The organism is Nocardiopsis sp. CNS-639, assembly GCF_000381685.1.
GTDB lineage: Bacteria > Actinomycetota > Actinomycetes > Streptosporangiales > Streptosporangiaceae > Nocardiopsis > Nocardiopsis dassonvillei.
The window spans coordinates 20,376-37,111 of sequence record NZ_KB906866.1; the positions used below are offsets into that span (position 1 = coordinate 20,376).

Here is a 16,736-nt window from a genome sequence, read left to right on the forward strand (position 1 = left end):
CGTCCGTCCGCGGCTCCGCGGCGTCGGCTGGAATCTGTCTTTCGGTGTTCTCCCGGCTCCGCGGTGCCACCGCTGACACCGCGTCATCAGTCGGAGCGGAGGAACGTCATGCCGGGGCGGTGGCGCCGCCCCGTCGCGGGAGCGCGCCACGGCTCCGCGTCACGGCTTGCGGTAGGTCAGCCTCCGCAGCAGGACCTCCGCCGGTCCGCGCCTGCCCGCGCGGTCGAGCCGGAACGCCGCCGCGACGGTCAGCAGCCAGGTGCCCACGGCCACCAGCACCGCCGACCAGCTGGACAGGTGCACGCCCAGGCCCAGGCCCCAGGCGGCCAGGAACGGGGCGAAGGCCACCGACTGGGCCAGGTAGCCGCTCAGGGAGCGCCGCCCCAGGGACACCAGCGCCCGGACCGGCAGGGACCGCTGGGCCCCCCGGGCGGAGAGCCGGTGCGCGAGGAGCCCGAAGAGCGCGGCGTAGCCCACTCCGGTGAAGATCCCGGTGTAGAAGTGCACCGAGGAGACCGCCGAGATGTGGGTGGCGTCCAGGACGCCCACGTGCTGGAGGCCCAGCACCGCTCCGGCGGCCCACCCCACGGCGATGCCCAGGACCGCGACCCGGCGCAGCAGCGTCAGGTGTCGCACCGGGTCCTCCAGGAACCGGTGCCGCGCCGCGAGCAGGCCGATCAGGAACACCGTCGGCAGGGCCAGGGTGAACAGGCCGGAGAAGAGCCCGAAGAACCAGGCCGGGAGGCGGAACACGGCGGAGAGCAGGTAGCCCGTCTCGGCGATGCTGGCCCTTTGCATGTCGGTCGCCGCGGCCGTGGACACCGCGTCCGGCGCCAGCAGGACCGAGGCCACCGAGACGGCGGTGACCAGGGCGCCCAGGGCCAGCAGGACGGACAGCCAGACCTTGAGGGTGCGGTCGCTGCGGTTGAGGAACAGCGGCACCATGATGAGCCCGATCAGGCCGTAGGTGCCCAGGATGTCGCCCTGCCACAGCAGGGCGGCGTGGATCGCGCCGAAGACGAGCATCCACAGGTGGCGCCTGCGCAGGAGCCCGCGGGCCTCCTTCTCACCGGTGCCGCGCGCCCTCTGCCGGCGGTACATCTGCCCGATTCCGTAGGCGAAGAGGAAGCCGAACATCGTGTGCGTGCGGGCGTCCACGACGACGATCGTCATGAACTGCGCAACCCTGTCCGCCAGGTTGCCGTCGACGGGATGCAGCATGGCCAGGCCGGTGGGCGCCTGGTACAGGAACCACGGCACGTGGGCCAGCGCGATCAGCAGCAGCATCATGCCGCGGGCCAGGTCCGGGGCGAGGGCGCGTTCGGCCACCGGCGTCGAACCCGCCGGGGCCCGGGTGTCGGCGGCGGCTGCGGGCGGGTCTCCGGGGACGGAGGGCGGGCCTTCGGCGCGGTCGGTCGTCATGGTGACGGGCTCCAGAGGGTCTTCGCGGCGATCGGTCTGCGTTCGGGGGACTGTCTCCATTGCAGCCGTCGCCGCGCTCCGGCGGCAGTGGGACCACGTCACCACCCGGCCGTGACGTTTGTCGGGTCCAGGTCATGACACGGCGTCACTGGTGCGAGCGGCGGAGCCGGAAGGATACTGGGGGCGCACCCGGCGCCCACTCGTGCGGAGCGCCCTCGCGCGGACGCGGTCCTCCCGCTTCCGAGGAGGGCGGCGCACCCGCGCTCCGCCCGGACCCCGCGGCCCGGGCGCCGCCGCTCCGGCGGCGGAGGGGGACGAGGCGAAGGACCGTGCGCGGTGGACACGAACCTGGAAGGGACACGCTTGACTTCGGAGAAGACCGAGGAGACGCAGGGACGGCTGCGCAAGCTCCACGTGGACCTCATCACCGGCGCGGTCTCCGCCGTCGGAGCGCTGCTGGTGGCGGTGAACGCCAGCTCGTGGCAGGACGCGATCCTCATGGCCGTGAGCCTGGCCGTGACCCTGCTGGTCGTCAGCCGGTGGCACGTGGGCCGCCTCTCCCGGGCCACGCTCGTCGGCCTGGTCGTCACCGCGCTCCTGTGGCTGCTCGGCATGCTCCTGGTGGACGTCTCCATGCCCGCCTACGGGTTCGCCATCGTGGCCACCATCATCATCCTCGACCTGCCGCGCCACCAGCGGGCGGCGATGGCGGGGATCGCCGCCTTCGCCGCGGCCGGGCTCACGGCGAAACTGGTGGTGTCGCGCGAGGGCGTGGTCGACTTCCTGCTCCAGTACGTGGTCGCCTCGGCGGGCGTCGCCCTGGGCGGGGTCGTCCTCACGATCCTCGTCCACGCGATGCACGGCCTCATCGCGGAGTTGGCGGCGGCGCGTGAGCGCGAGGCGGAGCTGGCCGTGGCCCAGGAGCGCATGCGCTTCGCCAGCGACCTGCACGACATCCAGGGTCACACCCTGCACGTGGTCAAACTCAAGACCGCGCTGGCCCGCAAACTGGTGCGCGCCGACCCCGACCGCGCCGAGGAGGAACTGGGCGAGATCCAGGCCCTGGTCGGCGACACCATCACCCAGACCCGCGAACTGGCCCACGCCCAACGGCGCCTGAACCTGTCCGCGGAGCTGGAGAACGCCAAGAACCTCTTCGAGGCCGCCGAGATCGACGTGCGCGTGGACCGCGAGGCCGAGGTGGCCCCGGGCGCGGGCGAGCTGCTGGGCCAGGTGCTGCGCGAGACCACCACCAACATCCTGCGCCACGCCCAGGCCAGGCGGGTGCGCATCACCCTGACCGAGACCGGCATCACCATCGTCAACGACGGCGCCGCCGAGGAACCGCCCACCCGGCTGCGAGGGCTGGCCACCCTGCGCGAACGGGTGGCCGACAGTGGCGGCGAGCTGACGGTCCGACACGACGAGGGCCGGTTCACGACCGCCGCGGAGTTCCCGCACCTGGCCGCCGCGCCGGGCCCGGAGAACACCGCGCGGGGGTGAGCGCTCCGCCCCGGGCCGCCCTGGCCCCGGGCGCGGGCGGGTCAGACCACGACCTCCCTGCACACGTCGACGAAGGCCTCCATCCGCCGCACCGGCTTGCGCCCGGCGAGCCGCATGACCTCGATCCCGAGCCCCTCGGACCGGATGTCGAGTTCCCTGGTCGCGTAGGGCAGGTCCTCGTAGCTGCGCTCCAGCACGGTGCGCTGGGTGAGCAGGGCGTTGCCCAGGCCGCGGGCCACCAGGGCGCGCACCATCTCGAAGCTCGTGGTGCGAAAGCGCACGTTGGGCGTCAGCCCCGCCCTGTCGAACAGGCCGAGGAAGTAGTCGCCGCCGGGCGGCAGGTCGAAGAGGATCAGCGGCTCGACCGCCAGGTCCGCCAGGGTCAGCTCCCCCTTCGCGCTCAGGGGCCCGTCCACCGGGGTGAGCGCGTAGGGGGGATCGGACCGCAGCCACTGCGAGGCCACGCCGACCGCCGGGCGGACGCCCGCCAGCTCGTAGTGGTAGGTGATCGCCAGGTCGATGCGGGAGTTGAGCAGGTCGTCCAGGAGGGTTCCGTGGGAGGCCTCGACGAACGAGAGCCGCACCTGCGGATACCGGCGCGAGAACTCCGCGATGACCCTCGGCAGCAGGATCGGCGCGATGGTCGCGTAGCAGCCGATGGTGAGGTCCCCCTCGACCTCCTCCCTCTCCCGGCTGGCGGTCTCCCGGAGCTGTTCGAGGCTGGCCCGCACGTCGTCGGCCACGGCCAGGGCGCGCTGCCCGGACGCGGTGGGGCGCATCCCCTTCGGGGAGCGGACGAAGAGGGTGACCCCCAGCGCGGCCTCCAGGTCGGACAACGCCGTCGAGACCGTCGACTGCGAGACGAACAGCTCCCGCGCCGCCGCCGTCACCGATCCGAGCCTGGCTATGGCCCTCAGGTACTCCAGCTGCCGCAGGCTCACGTCGCCCATCGGTCCGGCCCTCCCTTCCGAGCTATCGCTTTTTCCGAAGGAGATCTTCGGAACTATGTGTTTTACAGATCCTAGGCCCCGCCTGGATAGTGGTGACCCATGACACAGGCAGGTCGGATACCGACGGCGCCGTGGGCCCCACCCCGCTCCCGCCAGGCGTTCGAGACCACACTCCCGCGAACGAGCGGCCTCCTGACCATGCACAGGGACGCCCCGACCGGGGAGGCCGCCGCGGCCTCACCGACCCCGGTGCGCGCCAGGACGAGACCCCAGGAGAAGAGATGACGAGCGAGGTCGCGGAGCAGGTCGACGAGAAGGACCTGCGGCGGGGTGTGTTCGCCGGGGCGGTGGGCGTGTTCGTCCACTGGTTCGACTGGGCCGTCTACGCCTATCTGGCCACCACCATGGCGCAGGTGTTCTTCCCCGAGCAGGACGGCACCACCGCCCTGCTGTCGGTCTTCGCGGTCTTCGCCGTGGCGTTCTTCGTGCGACCGCTCGGCTCGGTGCTCTTCGGCCACCTCGGCGACCGCTTCGGGCGCAAGACCACGCTGTCGATCGTCATCATCTCGATGGCGGCGGGCACGCTCATGCTCGGGCTGCTGCCCAGCTACGAGTCCGTCGGCATCCTCGCGCCGATCCTGCTGGTGGTCGCCCGCATCATCCAGGGGCTCGCCGCGGGCGGGGAGTTCGGCTCGGCCGCCGCCTTCCTCGCGGAGTTCTCGCCGCCCAAGCGCCGCGGGTTCGGCTGCTCCTGGATCGAGTTCGGCTCGGTCGCCGGGTTCCTGTGCGCGTCGTTCGCCGTGTGGGCCCTGCACGCGTCCTTCCCGGCCGAGGTCGTCCTCGACTGGGCGTGGCGGATCCCCTTCCTGCTGACGGTGCCCATGGCCGCGGTGGGCCTCTACATCCGCCTGCGCATCGAGGACACGCCCGAGTACCGCGCGCTGGAGGACATGAACAACGTCCCGAGCCAGCCCGTCGTCGAGGTGTTCCGCTCCAACGGCAGGCAGTTCCTCCAGACGGTCGGCATCGAGACCTTCATGAACTCCACCTTCTACATCGTCCTGGTGTACCTGATCACCTACCAGGAGGAGATCGTGGGGGTGCCCGCCGACCGGGCCGCCCTGCTCTCCGCGGTGGCCTCGGTCGTCGCCATGGGGATCATCCCGCTCTCGGGCAGGATCTCGGACCGCGTGGGCCGCAAGCCGGTGCTCTACACCGCCGCCGCGCTGCTGATCGCGGCCTCCGTGCCGCTGTTCTGGCTGATGCAGGTGCAGACCTCGTGGGCGGCGTTCGCCGCGACCTTCGGCCTCGCCGCGATCCTGGCGGTCATCCTGGGCACCCACGCCTCCGCCGTCGCGGAGCTCTTCCCGACCCGGACCCGGCAGAGCGGACTGTCGATGGCCTACAGCGTCGCCGGGGCGTTCTTCGCGGGAACCCTGCCGTACCTGATGACCTGGCTGATCTCCCTCACCGGCAGCAGCATGGTCCCCGCCTTCACCATGGTCGTGATCGGCGTCATCGGCGCGGTCACGCTGCGCACCATGCCCGAGACCAGCGGCTCCGACCTGCTGCACGAGAGCGACCGGGCCCCGCGCTGAACCCTCCCCCCTCCCCGGCCGGTCGGGGAGGGCACGCGGGACACACCCGCCCTGAACACACGCGTTGACCAGAGCCTGGAGGCTGTGCATGTCACTGGAAGAGATCGAGGTCGTCGTCGTCGGAGGGGGGCAGGCCGGGATCGCGATGAGCGAGCACCTCAGCGACCGCAGGGTGCCCCACGTCGTCCTGGAGAGGAGCCGCGTCGCCGAGCGCTGGCGCTCGGAGCGGTGGGACTCGCTGGTCACGAACGGGCCCGTCTGGCACGACCGGTTCCCCGGACTGGAGTTCACCGGCCTGGACCCCGAGGACTTCGCCTCCAAGGACGGCGTCGCGGACTACCTGGCGACCTACGCCGAGAAGATCGGTGCGCCGATCCGGTGCGGGGTCGAGGTGACCTCGGTGCGACGCAACACCGGACGCCCGGGGTTCCGGGTCCAGACCTCGGACGGTGACATCGACGCCCGCTACGTCGTGGCCGCCACCGGCCCGTTCCAGCGGCCGGTCGTCCCCCCGCTCATCCCCGGGGACGCGGACCTGGTCCAGCTCCACTCCAGCGCCTACCGCAACCCCGCACAGCTGCCCGAGGGCGGCGTGCTCGTGGTCGGGTCGGGCTCCTCGGGGGTCCAGATCGCCGACGAACTCCGCGCCGACGGCCGACGGGTGTACCTGTCCGTCGGTCCGCACGACCGCCCGCCGCGCCGGTACCGGGGACACGACTTCGTCTGGTGGCTGGGAGTGCTCGGCAAGTGGGAGGCCTCGGCCCCCGCGCGGGGCGCCGAGCACGTCACGATCGCGGTCAGCGGCGCGCACGGCGGCCACACCGTGGACTTCCGGGCCCTGGCTCAGCGCGGCATCACGCTGGTCGGCCGGACGGAGTCCTTCGACGCCGGAACCGTCCGCTTCGCGCCCGACCTGCGGGACAACATCGCCCGCGGCGACGCCAACTACCTGTCGCTGCTGGACGAGGCCGACGCCTACGTCGAACGCAACGGACTCGACCTGCCCGAGGAGCCCGGGGCCCGCGTCCTGGGCGCCTACCCGGAGTCGGTGACCGACCCCCTCCGCGAACTCGACCTCGCCGCCGCCGGGGTCCGGACCGTCCTGTGGGCGACCGGCTTCACCGCCGACTACGGCTGGCTGCGGGTGGACGCGTTCGACGAGAACGGCAGGCCCCGGCACCAGCGCGGGGTCTCCTCCGAGCCCGGCGTCTACTTCATGGGGCTGCCGTGGCAGTCCCGCCGCGGTTCGAGCTTCATCTGGGGGGCCTGGCACGACGCCAAGTACGTGGCCGACCAGATCTGCATCCAGCGCGGCTACATGGAACACCACGACACGCACCCGCACCCGTCCCACACCCAGGGGTGATCACACCTTGACCACGCACACGCGCATCCGCAAGTTCAACACCAGGGACACCTACCCCGAGCAGAACCTCGACAACGACCTGTGCCAGGCGGTGGTGGCCGGAGGGGTCGTGTACCTGCGCGGCCAGATCGGCCAGGACCTGGACACCCGCGAGTCCGTGGGCGTCGGCGACGTCCGCGCGCAGACCGAGAAGGCCATGGCCAACATCGACCTCCTGCTCAGGGAGGCGGGCAGCGGTCTGGAGGACATCGTCAAGGTGACCGTCTACCTCACCGACCCGCGCTACCGCGAGGAGGTCTACCGCGAGATGGGACGCTGGCTGAAGGGGGTCCACCCGGTCTCCACGGGCATCGTCGTCCAGGCCCTGGCCCGGCCCGAATGGCTCGTGGAGATCGACGCGACCGCCGTGATCTCGGGAGGCGACAAGTGACCTTCTCCATCGCGGCCCACCAGGACGGCAGGTTCGGCGTCGCCGCGTCCTCGTCCTCCCCCGCCGTCGCCGCGCGGGTCGTCCACCTGCGCGACTCCGTCGGCGCGGTCGCCTCGCAGAACATCACCGACCCGCGGCTGGGAACGGCGCTGCTGGACCGGCTCGCCGCGGGCGCGAGCCCCCGGGCCGCGCTCGACGCCGTGACCGCCACCGCACCGGACATCGCCTACCGGCAGCTCACGGTGGTGGACGCCTCCGGCGCCGCGGCCACGTTCAGCGGCGGCCTCACCCTCGGCGTCCACGGCGAGGCCACCGGCCCCCACTGTGCCGCCGCTGGGAACATGCTCTCGGACCCGGGCGTCCCCGCGGCCATGTGCGAGGCCTTCGCCTCGGCCCGGGGGGAACTGGAGGAACGCCTGCTCACCGCCCTGGCCGCGGGCCTGGCCGCCGGAGGCGAGGCCGGACCGGTGTACTCCGCGGGGCTGTCCACCGTGTCCGCGCACGGCTGGCGCGACACGGACCTGCGCGTGGACTGGCGCGAGGATCCGATCGGGGAGCTGGGCGGACTGCTCAAGGTCTGGCTCCCCCAGCGCGACGACTACGTCCGGCGCGGCCTGGAACCGGCCGCCTCACCGGGATACGGGGTGCCGGGCGATGACCGCTGAACCCGGCGCGCCCGGACACGGCGCGCTGCCGAGCGCCGCGGAGCACCTGCCAGAGCTGGTCTCCTACTCCGAGACGCTGCACGCCCACCCCGAGACCGCCTGGGAGGAGCACCGCGCGGCGCGGTGGACGGCGGAGCTGCTGGAGCGGTTCGGTTTCACCGTCGAGAACGCCTACCTCGGCTTTCCCACCGCGCTGCACGCCACCTACGGGTCCGGTCGGCGCCGGGTCGGCTTCGTCGTGGAGTACGACGCGCTGCCCGGCCTGGGCCACGCCTGCGGGCACAACCTGATCGCCGCGATGTCGGCGGGCGCGGCGATCGCGCTGCGCCCCTGGGCGGACCGGCTCGACCTGCGTATCGACGTGATCGCCACCCCGGCCGAGGAGGGCGGCGGCGGCAAGATCGAACTGTTGGACGCCGGAGCCTTCCGGGACCTGGACCTGGCGCTGATGGCCCACCCCGGGCCGGTGGACGCACCTCGGGCCGAGCCCTACGCCGTCGCCCACGACCACGTCCGCTTCACCGGCCGGTCGGCCCACGCCGCCGCCTACCCGCACGAGGGCCGCAACGCCAACGACGCCTTCGTGGTCGCCCAGGTGGCCCTCGGCCTGCTGCGCCAGCAGCTCCCGCCGGGCACCCGCGTCCACGGGATCCAGACGGTGGGAGGGCAGGCGCCCAACGCCATCCCCGCGGTGACCGAGGGCCGCTGGTACACCCGGGCCGAGAGCCTGGAGCAGCTGGAGCCGTTGCGCCGCCGGGTGGAACAGTGCTTCCGGGCCGGAGCGCTGGCGACCGACACCGCCCTGGAGTTCACCCCGGAGTCGCAGCCCTACTCGGAGTTCCGCACGGACGAGCGCGCCCTGGAGATCTACACGCGTCACGCCCTGGCGCTCGGGCGGCGGTTCGACGCGCCCCCCGAACACCAGACGATGAACCGCGCCTCGACCGACATGGGCAACGTCTCCCAGCACGTTCCGGCCATCCACCCCTACATCGGCCTGGGCTGCTTCCCGGTCAGCAACCACCAGCCCGAGTTCGCCGCCGTCTGCGTGGGGGAGGCCGCCAACGGGGTCATCTCCGACGGCGCCACGCTGCTCGCCCGCACGGCGCACGAGTACTTCGCCGCCCCGGCGCCGGAGTCCGGCCCCCTCCGGGCCGGTTGACCCGGGGCGGGCTCAGTCGATCGCCCTGATCACGCGGGCGGGGACTCCCCCGACCAGGGCGCGGGCGGGGACGTCGCGGGTGACCACCGCGCCCGCGGCGACCACGGAACCGGCGCCGACGGTCACCCCCTGCGTGACCACGGCGGCCGCTCCGATCCAGACGTCGTCCTCGATGACGATGGGGGCGAAGGAGAGGTACTCGCGGCGCTCGGCGAGGGGCAGGGGGTGCCCGCCGGTGATGAGGCTGACCCTCGGCGCGATCATGACACGGCTGCCGAGGCGGATGCCGCCCCTGTCCATGAACGTGCAGCCCTGGTTGACGAAGACGTCCTCCCCGAACACCGTGTTGAGCCCGTACTCGGTGAAGAACGGCGGGTAGATCGTCACCGATTCCGGCAGCGGGCCGCCGAACACAACCGAAAGTAGTTCGGCGCGGCCCTCGCCGTCGCTGAAAGGCAGCACGTTCAGCCGGGACGTCGCGTCGGTCACCTCCGCGATCCGCTCCGCGTGACGTGCGAACTCGGGCGTTTGGACGTACATGACCTGCTCTGTGCGTGTGGACATGCGCTGATCCCACCACCCGGCGGAACGCGCGGTCAAACAACCGCACGATCCACCGGACACAACCAGAGGTTGTGCAAGTAGGCTGGGGCTGTGGATGTCGAAGCGCTGCGCACGTTCGTGGCCGTCGCCCGGACCGGCCAGTTCCAGGCCGCGGCGGACGAGCTCGGGATCAGCCAGCAGGCGGTCTCCAAACGGATCGCGGCCCTGGAGAGGCACCTGGGGGCCGCGCTCCTGGTGCGGACCTCCCGGGGCTCCAGACCGAGCCTGGACGGGCAGGTCCTCCTGCCGCACGCCCGGAGGGCCCTCGCCGCCCTGGAGCAGGCCGAGCGGGCCGTGCGCCCCGGCAGCCGCCCCCTGCGCGTGGACGTGCTCAACCGGCGCATCGCCCCGGCCCAGGCCGTCTACCGGTTCTACCGCTCCCACCCCGGGGCGGACCTGGACGCGGTCACGCTGAGCGGCGAGAACGCCGCCCGGGCCGCCCGGGCGGTGCTCGAAGGAACCGTCGACGCGTCCTTCCGCGCCCTGCCGGCCGAGCGGCTCCCGGCCGGGATCAGCGCCGAACGGCTCCTGGACTCACCCCTGGAGCTCCTGGTCGGGCCCGCCCACCCGCTGGCGGACGCACCCGAGGTCAGGCCCGCGGACCTGGCCGGTCATCGGATCTGGATCCCCGGGATCAGGCCCGACACGGAGTGGGCGGAGTTCTACCGGGCGCTGTCGGAGGCCTTCGGTCTGAGCATCGACGCGCTCGGCCCCGACTTCGGCGACGAGGCCCTGATGGACGCGCTGGCCGACTCCGCCTCCCTGGCCACCCTCGTCGGCGGCGGGGACCGGTACCTGTGGCCCCGGGCCCACGACCTGCGGCGCGTCCCCCTGCGCGACCCGACGCCGGTCTACCCGCACGTGCTGCTGTCCCGCAGCGGGGAGCGGCACCCCGTGCTGACCGCGCTGCGCGAGTACCTGCGCACCTCGGGCCCGCGAACCCCGGATGACGTGTGGGCCCCGGACTGGGTGGTCCGCCGGACGGACGAGTGATCCGGCCGCCCGCTCCGTCCTCGGCGGCACCCGCACGACCCGTCGCCTCGCGTTACGTGGGCATGGATGGGAACTTGGTCCCATGAGCACCATCGACGACACCATCACCCTCGCCGCCGCCCACGGCCTGCACCTGTCCGCGCGGGACGCCACGGTGAACGAGGCGGGCCTGGACTACCGCGTCGTCATGGCCCGCGACGCGACCGGCCGGAAGTGGGTGCTGCGCGTGCCGCGCCGCGCCGACGTCTCCGAGGGCATGGCCGCCGAGACGCGCGTCCTCGGCCTGGTCGCCCCGGTCCTGGCCGAGGACGGCGTCGCGGTCCCCGACTGGCGGGTCCGCTCCCCCGAGCTGATCGCCTACCCGGCCCTGCCCGGCGCACCGGGCCTGACCCTGACCGACGCCGGGGAGCCCGTCTGGCACATGGACCCCGCCAGCCCCGACTACGCCGAGCGTCTGGGACGTCTGCTGGCCCGCCTGCACTCGATCGCCCCGGAGCGGGCCGAGGCCGCGGGCGTCGAGGTCCGTACCCCGGACCGGGTACGTCAGGCGTGGCGGGACGACATCGCCCGCGTGAGCGAGGCCTTCACCGTCTCCCCCGCCCTGACCGGGGCCTGGCGGGCCTGGCTCGACGACGACACCTGCTGGCCCGAGCGGACCGTGATGACCCACGGCGAGATCTACCCCGCGCACGTGCTGCTCGACGAGGAGGGCGCGGTCACCGGAGTCCTGGACTGGACGACCGCCCGCGTGGACGACCCCGCACGCGACCTGTCCGCCCAGTACGGCGCCGCGGGCGAAGAGATGCTGCGGGCCACCCTCACCGCCTACGAGCGGGCGGGCGGGCACGTCCACCCCGGCCTGGCGGCGCAGGCCAGGCACCTGTGGGACGCCTCCCCGATCGGGTACGCCCTGTACGCGCTGACCACCGGCGCCGAGGCCGACCTGGCCGCCGCGGCGGCGGTGCTGAACCCCGAGGCCTGACGCACCGCCGACGACGGCACGCCCACCCGGAGCGGGAGGGCACGCCGTCGTCGTTGCCGGAGAACACCGCGCTGAGGTGAGGGCCCGGCCTCGGGTCAGCGCGGTGGGGTTTCCTGGACCCAGGCACGGGCGTCCACGCACAGGGCGTCGCCGTCCACCGCGAAGACCTCCCGCCCGCCCCCGCCCCGGTCCACGCGGGCGCGGCCGGTCCCGTCGAACGCCCCGGTCCGCACCCGGAGCCGGACGGGACCGGTCGCGGTCAGGACGCGCATCCGCCACGGTCCGTCCGCTTCCGGACCGGGCACGGCCAGGTGCACCACGGTTTCGGCCTCCCGGCGGACGCGCCCGTCGGTGTGCTCGGCCGTGTAGGAGACCATGCGCAACGGGGCCCGTTCCGGAAAGTCGGTGACCTCCTCGGGGGCGACGGGAGCGGGCGGGGCCTCTCCTCGCGCGAGCAGTTCGTCGCGCACGCTCCGAGCCAGCTCCCCGGCGTCCGGAACGTCGCTGAGCAGCAGCTTCCAGTCAGCCGCCAGGTCGGCTCCGCCGCGCCGCAGCCACTCGGCGGTCAGGGACCGGAAGGCGGCCTCGCGCCTCGGCGGCGGCAGCGCCCCCGCCGCCGGGGACCTCGACGCGTCCGCACCGCCGGGATGCCCCAGACCAGGGGCTGGAGTGCTTCGATGTCGTTGACGTTGACCGCGGAGATCGCGCAGGTCAGCGGCAGGGGTGACGCCGAACAGGCCGTGGGCCTTCTCCCAGGAGCAGCCGGAGGCCTGGACGAACAGCACCGTGGTCAACACAGCTCTTTGGTCGGCTCGGGGGCGGCCGGTCTTGGGGACCGGGGGCAGCAGGGGCTGGACGATCTCCCAGAGCCCATCGGGCAACACATCGATCACAGCGCGTGATCATGCCAGGCGCAGGACCACCTCGCAGGGCTTCTGAGACGCGCTCCAAAAGGCACACTTATATCACCGACCTCAACCAAATACACCCTTCACCCGACGATCTCTACACGGTGGGTGATGTGTGGGGCGGCTCGACCCCGTTAAGGAGCGCCTTCAAGGCGAAGAGGAAGTCCTCGCGGTTGGCATCCTGACTACGGGTACCGCAGCCAACAGCATGGTCACCGGAAAATGTACCGTGGTCCACCGTGCGCAGGGGACGATCCTCCAGACTGCAGACCACCTCGGCCACGGCGTGGCCCAGCGCCAGCGCGATGAGCGCCCCGATAAGGCGTTTGACCCGCGCCCGATCGTCGCATTCCGCGCGAAGCCTCCCCGCGATGCAGTCGAGGAGCCGCACCGACTCCGGAGAATGGATTGGCCGACTCACCAGGATGGACAAGGCCCCGGGATGAAGGAGCAGTTCACTGTGGAGCGCCAACGCGAAACGGTACAACCGGTCATTCCACGTCCGCCCTCCGTCAGAGGCCGCAGCGGCCTTCCTGACCGCGTTCTCGACCACGGACTGGCCCAACTCGACCAGCAGAGCCGCTTTGGTCGGAACATAGTGGTAAAGAGCCATCGCCTCCACACTGAGTTCAGAACCCAAGCGGCGCATGGAGAGATTCTCGAGGCCGTCCCTGTCCACCAACTCCAAGGCCGCCCTCATCACTCGTTCTCGGGATAGGGATTCGCGCTGTCGAGTTGCCACGATCTTCCTCTCGGATCTGCCTCGCCATGTCCCTCTCATAGAGTAACCCCACGACTCTTACGACGTAAGAGTCAGTTGGGCTTCCGGAAGCGTTCAGGACCTAGGCGCTGAACACGCCGCCTCAAACCCCGTGATCAGAGCATCCAAGGCGAATTCGAACCGCGCGTCCCTCTCTGACACCTTGTCTGCCCGAGAGAGCAAGGGGTAGCGATCCTCGTCGATATCGCGCCCACGCTCCTCAGCAGGCCGCCCGTGCGAGCGCACTCCTTGGATGCCCGCCTGGACCGCGACGTGACCGAGAACGAATCCGGTCAGCGTGTAGATCACGTCCACGGCCTGCCGCAGATCGAACCCTGCTGAGTGCAGCGACTGGAGCATGGACTCCATGGTCTCCATATTCCGCGAGGTAACCGCTGGCTGGAGCATGAGAAGGGGCACGACGTTCGGATGGGCGGCCATGACCGAGGCGAGCGAATTGGCGTAGCCCCTCAGCCTTTCCTGCCAGGACGCTTCGGCGAACCGAGGAGGAAGGGCTTCTGAGACGACGCATTCCACTATGCCGTCCAGAAGCGCGTCCTTACTGGGGATGTAGTGGTAGAGGGTCATGGCCTCTACCCCCAGTTCGGCACCGAGGTTCCGCATGGACAGGGCCGCGAGGCCCTCGCGGTCGGCCAGGTCGAGCCCGGCTTCGAGAATGCTCTGTCTTGTCAACCCTGCCCGCTGGCCGCGTGTGCGCTTGACTGGCATGACCCACCTTCGACTCAGCCGTCGCCTTTCGGCTTGACGGCCATCTCATGCTTTACGTACTCTTTCCTTGGGAATCTTACAGGATAAGAAACCCCTTTGACCTGCAGAGATCAACATGAGACCAGGTGAGCCGGTTGCGGAACAGGGTACGTGGGGGCCGCCTCCACCGCACCCTGACGCGGGGCCGAGCCCAGGTGCACGACCGCACCGGGATGCCTGGAAAACAGACACCGAATGGCCCGACCACAGGCTCGGGCCAGGAGGAGGCCCCGGACACCGGCCAAGACCGGAAGCGCAGGATTCGCGCAGACCCACCCATCGCGGTCAGGCACATGCGTGCCTCGGAACTCCTGCGCACCTAGCCTGCCTTGATATCAAGTTCAGGTGCGGGCCAATTACCCCGACGATTCAACCGCCATAAAACATGAGGGTTTTCTGGAAATGAGTCTCGCCAGCCCCGATTCACTGATCCAGCAGGCATTACAAGGCACTTTACCCGATGATGCCACCACCACGGTCCCGATTGCTTCCCTGCTCGCTGCGGATTCGCCTCGACTGTCGGGCGAGGACATGGGCCATGTGCGCTCCCTCGCAGAGGCAGGACAGGAACTTCCCCCCATCATCGTCCACCAGGCGACCATGCGCGTCATCGACGGTATGCACAGACTGCGAGCGGCACAGCTGCGCGGCCAGACGGAGATCAAGGCCAAGTTCTTCGATGGGCCTGAGTCCGATGCGTTCCTCCTCGCCGTCGAGTCCAACACCCGCCACGGACTGCCGCTGACACTCGCAGACAAGACGGCGGCGGCACAACGCCTCATCAAGACCCATCCGCACTGGTCGGACCGTGCAATCGCCGCGGCGACGGCGCTGTCCGCCACGAAGATCGGCGGACTGCGCAACGAGGCATCCAGCGGGGAACAGCTTACGGCGCGGTTGGGACAGGACGGAAAGCTCCGCCCCGTCAGCACTGAGGAGGGGCGTCGGATCGCCGGACGTCTGCTCTCCGAGACCCCCTACGCACCGCTGCGGGAGATCGCCAGGAAGGCAGGCATCTCGCCGGGCACCGTACGCGACGTACGAGCACGCGTACTCCGGGGCGAGGACCCCGTCCCCCGTTCGATCCGGGCTCTTGGCAAACGGCGCAAACCGGAGTCGAGGACGGAGGACTACAGGCGTACCGTCGCCCGCGGCAACGACGGCTCCGAGGCCGTCGTGGACCTGGACACCCTGTTCCAGAACCTGTGCAGGGATCCCTCCTTGCGCCACAGCGAACTCGGGCGCCTGCTGCTGCGCATGCTGGACGTACAGCTCACGGGCGCTCGGCGGTCGAGCACCATCGCCGAGGCGATCCCGGAGCACCGACTAGAGATGGTCTCGCTAGCGGCGATCGAGTGCGCGCGCTCCTGGCAGGCCTTCGCCGAGAGGCTGGAACTGAGACGAGTCAGACACTGAACCACGGCCGCACGAGCCCCCTGCGGCCGGTGGCCCCTGCGCCACCGCCCCCACGGGGCGAGCCACCGTGTGACGGCTAAGAGGAAGGCCTGAGTTCCTCTGACACGCACACGATGGCTCCGCCCCTGGTTCAGTGCACGACCTGTGAAGTCTCCTCCGGGAGCGGGTTCCGGTGCGGACGCAGGTCCGACCAGTTCCGCTCGATGTGGTCAATGCACTCCTCGCGGGGGGACGAGGTGAGAACAGCAGTCCAGCCATCAGGTGTTCGCGCCGACGCCGGCCACAACGAGTGCTGCCCCCACTCGTTAACGAGTACGTGGAAGACGCTGTTGTCGTCGTCGAAAGGATTGGTCATATCCACCTCTGTGTCTGATTGGCCCGTGCGGTCCCGGGCCCGAAGCGACGACCCCGCGTCACAGTGACGCGCCGAAGCCCCCATCGATGCGCAGCACGCTCCCGGTGATGTAGGAGGCGCGGTCGGAGAGAGCGAAGGCGACCAGATCGGCGACCTCCTCCGGTTCACCCAGGCGCCCCAGGGCGGTCCGGTCGACCGCCTCGTCAACGGTCTCCTCAGGCAATCCGGTCACGTTCCTGGTGTTGATGTAACCGGGTGCCACCACGTTCGCGCGGATCCCATACCGACCGACCTCCAGCGCCAGGGACGTGGTGAAGCCGATGACCCCGGCCTTGGCGGCCGCGTAGTTGGTCTGCCCCGGACTGCCGAGGATGCCTGCGAGGGAGGAGAGGGTGACGATGGCCCCGTGCCGGCGGCCCATCATCTCCTCGATCACCGCCCGGCACACCGTGTAGACCCCGTCCAGGTCGACGCGCAGCACCCGCTGCCAGTCCTCGTCCTCCATCAGCGCCAACGGGGTATCACGCACCACCGCGGCCGAGGCGACCAGTGCGGACACCGGCCCGAGCGCGTCCTGCGCGGCGTCAAGCAGCAGCTGTACCTCACGCGGGTCGGAGACGTCGGCCCGCCGGGCGTAGACGTCCACTCCGTATTCCGTCAGTTCCTTCTCCAGCTCCCGCGCGGCGTCCACGTCGGTCGAGTAGCACAGCGCGACGTCGTAGCCGTCCTCGGCCAGGCGCAGGCAGACTGCACGGCCGATACCCTTGGTCCCTCCGGTGACCAGCGCCACCGGGCGTTCCGTGGTTTCCAAGCGAAGTCCTCCTGCATCTTTGTGGGCCGCCCACGAGCACCGCG

General features: G+C 71.1%; 17 protein-coding genes. 9 read left to right on the top strand and 8 right to left on the bottom strand.

Annotated elements, in window-relative coordinates; genetic code table 11:
• Positions 1–159: 159 nt before the first annotated feature.
• Complete coding sequence (locus tag G011_RS0119295; protein ID WP_019609922.1) at positions 160–1,422, bottom strand: DUF418 domain-containing protein; 1,263 nt, start codon at positions 1,420–1,422, stop codon at positions 160–162.
• 336 nt (positions 1,423–1,758) lie between these two features.
• On the opposite strand from G011_RS0119295, the gene G011_RS0119300 reads away from it, so the two are divergent.
• Positions 1,759–2,925 (top strand): sensor histidine kinase, encoded by a 1,167-nt coding sequence (locus G011_RS0119300; protein ID WP_019609923.1) that lies wholly within the window; start codon positions 1,759–1,761, stop codon positions 2,923–2,925.
• Positions 2,926–2,966: 41 nt separating this feature from the next.
• Here G011_RS0119300 and G011_RS0119305 read toward each other — a convergent pair whose 3' ends face one another.
• The gene (locus G011_RS0119305) at positions 2,967–3,875 is read right to left on the bottom strand and encodes a LysR family transcriptional regulator (RefSeq protein WP_019609924.1); all 909 of its coding nucleotides are present in this window, start codon (positions 3,873–3,875) and stop codon (positions 2,967–2,969) included.
• A gap of 281 nt (positions 3,876–4,156) precedes the next feature.
• On the opposite strand from G011_RS0119305, the gene G011_RS0119310 reads away from it, so the two are divergent.
• From G011_RS0119310 to G011_RS0119330, 5 genes are all read left to right on the top strand, one after another.
• On the top strand, positions 4,157–5,473 hold the full coding sequence (locus G011_RS0119310; protein ID WP_019609925.1) for an MFS transporter: 1,317 nt from the start codon (positions 4,157–4,159) through the stop codon (positions 5,471–5,473).
• An 88-nt stretch (positions 5,474–5,561) separates the two neighbouring features.
• A complete protein-coding gene (locus G011_RS0119315; protein ID WP_019609926.1) occupies positions 5,562–6,839 on the top strand; it encodes an NAD(P)/FAD-dependent oxidoreductase in 1,278 nt (425 codons plus the stop codon).
• 7 nt (positions 6,840–6,846) lie between these two features.
• The gene (locus tag G011_RS0119320; RefSeq protein WP_013152699.1) at positions 6,847–7,269 is read left to right on the top strand and encodes a RidA family protein; all 423 of its coding nucleotides are present in this window, start codon (positions 6,847–6,849) and stop codon (positions 7,267–7,269) included.
• On the top strand, positions 7,266–7,934 hold the full coding sequence (locus G011_RS0119325; RefSeq protein ID WP_019609927.1) for a DUF1028 domain-containing protein: 669 nt from the start codon (positions 7,266–7,268) through the stop codon (positions 7,932–7,934). Before G011_RS0119320 ends, G011_RS0119325 begins: the two co-directional genes overlap by 4 nt.
• A complete protein-coding gene (locus tag G011_RS0119330) occupies positions 7,924–9,096 on the top strand; it encodes a M20 family metallopeptidase (protein ID WP_019609928.1) in 1,173 nt (390 codons plus the stop codon). The genes G011_RS0119325 and G011_RS0119330 overlap by 11 nt, the downstream gene beginning before the upstream one ends.
• A 12-nt stretch (positions 9,097–9,108) precedes the next feature.
• On the opposite strand, the gene G011_RS0119335 is transcribed toward G011_RS0119330, so the two are convergent.
• Complete coding sequence (locus G011_RS0119335; RefSeq protein ID WP_026338450.1) at positions 9,109–9,636, bottom strand: sugar O-acetyltransferase; 528 nt, start codon at positions 9,634–9,636, stop codon at positions 9,109–9,111.
• Between the two features lie 114 nt (positions 9,637–9,750).
• Here G011_RS0119335 and G011_RS0119340 point away from each other — a divergent pair, with 114 nt between their 5' ends.
• Both G011_RS0119340 and G011_RS0119345 read left to right on the top strand, forming a co-directional pair.
• Positions 9,751–10,692 carry a LysR family transcriptional regulator gene (locus G011_RS0119340; RefSeq protein WP_019609930.1) on the top strand — a complete coding sequence of 314 codons (942 nt, stop codon included), beginning with the start codon at positions 9,751–9,753 and terminating at the stop codon, positions 10,690–10,692.
• A gap of 82 nt (positions 10,693–10,774) precedes the next feature.
• The gene (locus tag G011_RS0119345) at positions 10,775–11,674 is read left to right on the top strand and encodes a macrolide 2'-phosphotransferase (protein WP_019609931.1); all 900 of its coding nucleotides are present in this window, start codon (positions 10,775–10,777) and stop codon (positions 11,672–11,674) included.
• Between the two features lie 95 nt (positions 11,675–11,769).
• On the opposite strand, the gene G011_RS32800 is transcribed toward G011_RS0119345, so the two are convergent.
• From G011_RS32800 to G011_RS0119365, 3 genes are all read right to left on the bottom strand, one after another.
• On the bottom strand, positions 11,770–12,567 hold the full coding sequence (locus tag G011_RS32800) for a transposase (RefSeq protein ID WP_081642992.1): 798 nt from the start codon (positions 12,565–12,567) through the stop codon (positions 11,770–11,772).
• 112 nt (positions 12,568–12,679) lie between these two features.
• Positions 12,680–13,270 carry a TetR/AcrR family transcriptional regulator gene (locus G011_RS30630; protein ID WP_157756091.1) on the bottom strand — a complete coding sequence of 197 codons (591 nt, stop codon included), beginning with the start codon at positions 13,268–13,270 and terminating at the stop codon, positions 12,680–12,682.
• Positions 13,271–13,417: 147 nt separating this feature from the next.
• Entirely contained in the window at positions 13,418–14,071 is a 654-nt protein-coding gene (locus tag G011_RS0119365) for a TetR/AcrR family transcriptional regulator C-terminal domain-containing protein (protein ID WP_019609935.1), read from the bottom strand.
• Positions 14,072–14,641: 570 nt separating this feature from the next.
• Between G011_RS0119365 and G011_RS0119370 the strand changes: the two genes are divergently transcribed.
• Entirely contained in the window at positions 14,642–15,526 is an 885-nt protein-coding gene (locus G011_RS0119370) for a ParB/RepB/Spo0J family partition protein (RefSeq protein ID WP_369757391.1), read from the top strand.
• A gap of 130 nt (positions 15,527–15,656) precedes the next feature.
• Here G011_RS0119370 and G011_RS31225 read toward each other — a convergent pair whose 3' ends face one another.
• Positions 15,657–15,965: an MbtH family protein gene (locus tag G011_RS31225; RefSeq protein WP_369757392.1), complete on the bottom strand. Its 309-nt coding sequence runs from the start codon at positions 15,963–15,965 to the stop codon at positions 15,657–15,659.
• On the bottom strand, positions 15,940–16,692 hold the full coding sequence (gene fabG / locus G011_RS0119375; protein ID WP_019609937.1) for a 3-oxoacyl-ACP reductase FabG: 753 nt from the start codon (positions 16,690–16,692) through the stop codon (positions 15,940–15,942). Before fabG ends, G011_RS31225 begins: the two co-directional genes overlap by 26 nt.
• Positions 16,693–16,736 lie beyond the last annotated feature (44 nt).

What these genes read in the sequence shown, in the direction of transcription:
- G011_RS0119295 (WP_019609922.1), bottom strand. Translation starts at nt 1,422, where the DNA reads ATGACGACCGACCGCGCCGAAGGCCCGCCCTCCGTCCCCGGAGACCCG.
- G011_RS0119305 (WP_019609924.1), bottom strand. Translation starts at nt 3,875, where the DNA reads ATGGGCGACGTGAGCCTGCGGCAGCTGGAGTACCTGAGGGCCATAGCC.
- G011_RS0119310 (WP_019609925.1), top strand. Translation starts at nt 4,157, where the DNA reads ATGACGAGCGAGGTCGCGGAGCAGGTCGACGAGAAGGACCTGCGGCGG.
- G011_RS0119315 (WP_019609926.1), top strand. Translation starts at nt 5,562, where the DNA reads ATGTCACTGGAAGAGATCGAGGTCGTCGTCGTCGGAGGGGGGCAGGCC.
- G011_RS0119330 (WP_019609928.1), top strand. Translation starts at nt 7,924, where the DNA reads ATGACCGCTGAACCCGGCGCGCCCGGACACGGCGCGCTGCCGAGCGCC.
- G011_RS0119335 (WP_026338450.1), bottom strand. Translation starts at nt 9,636, where the DNA reads ATGTACGTCCAAACGCCCGAGTTCGCACGTCACGCGGAGCGGATCGCG.
- G011_RS0119345 (WP_019609931.1), top strand. Translation starts at nt 10,775, where the DNA reads ATGAGCACCATCGACGACACCATCACCCTCGCCGCCGCCCACGGCCTG.
- G011_RS0119365 (WP_019609935.1), bottom strand. Translation starts at nt 14,071, where the DNA reads ATGCCAGTCAAGCGCACACGCGGCCAGCGGGCAGGGTTGACAAGACAG.
- G011_RS0119370 (WP_369757391.1), top strand. Translation starts at nt 14,642, where the DNA reads ATGGGCCATGTGCGCTCCCTCGCAGAGGCAGGACAGGAACTTCCCCCC.
- G011_RS31225 (WP_369757392.1), bottom strand. Translation starts at nt 15,965, where the DNA reads ATGGGGGCTTCGGCGCGTCACTGTGACGCGGGGTCGTCGCTTCGGGCC.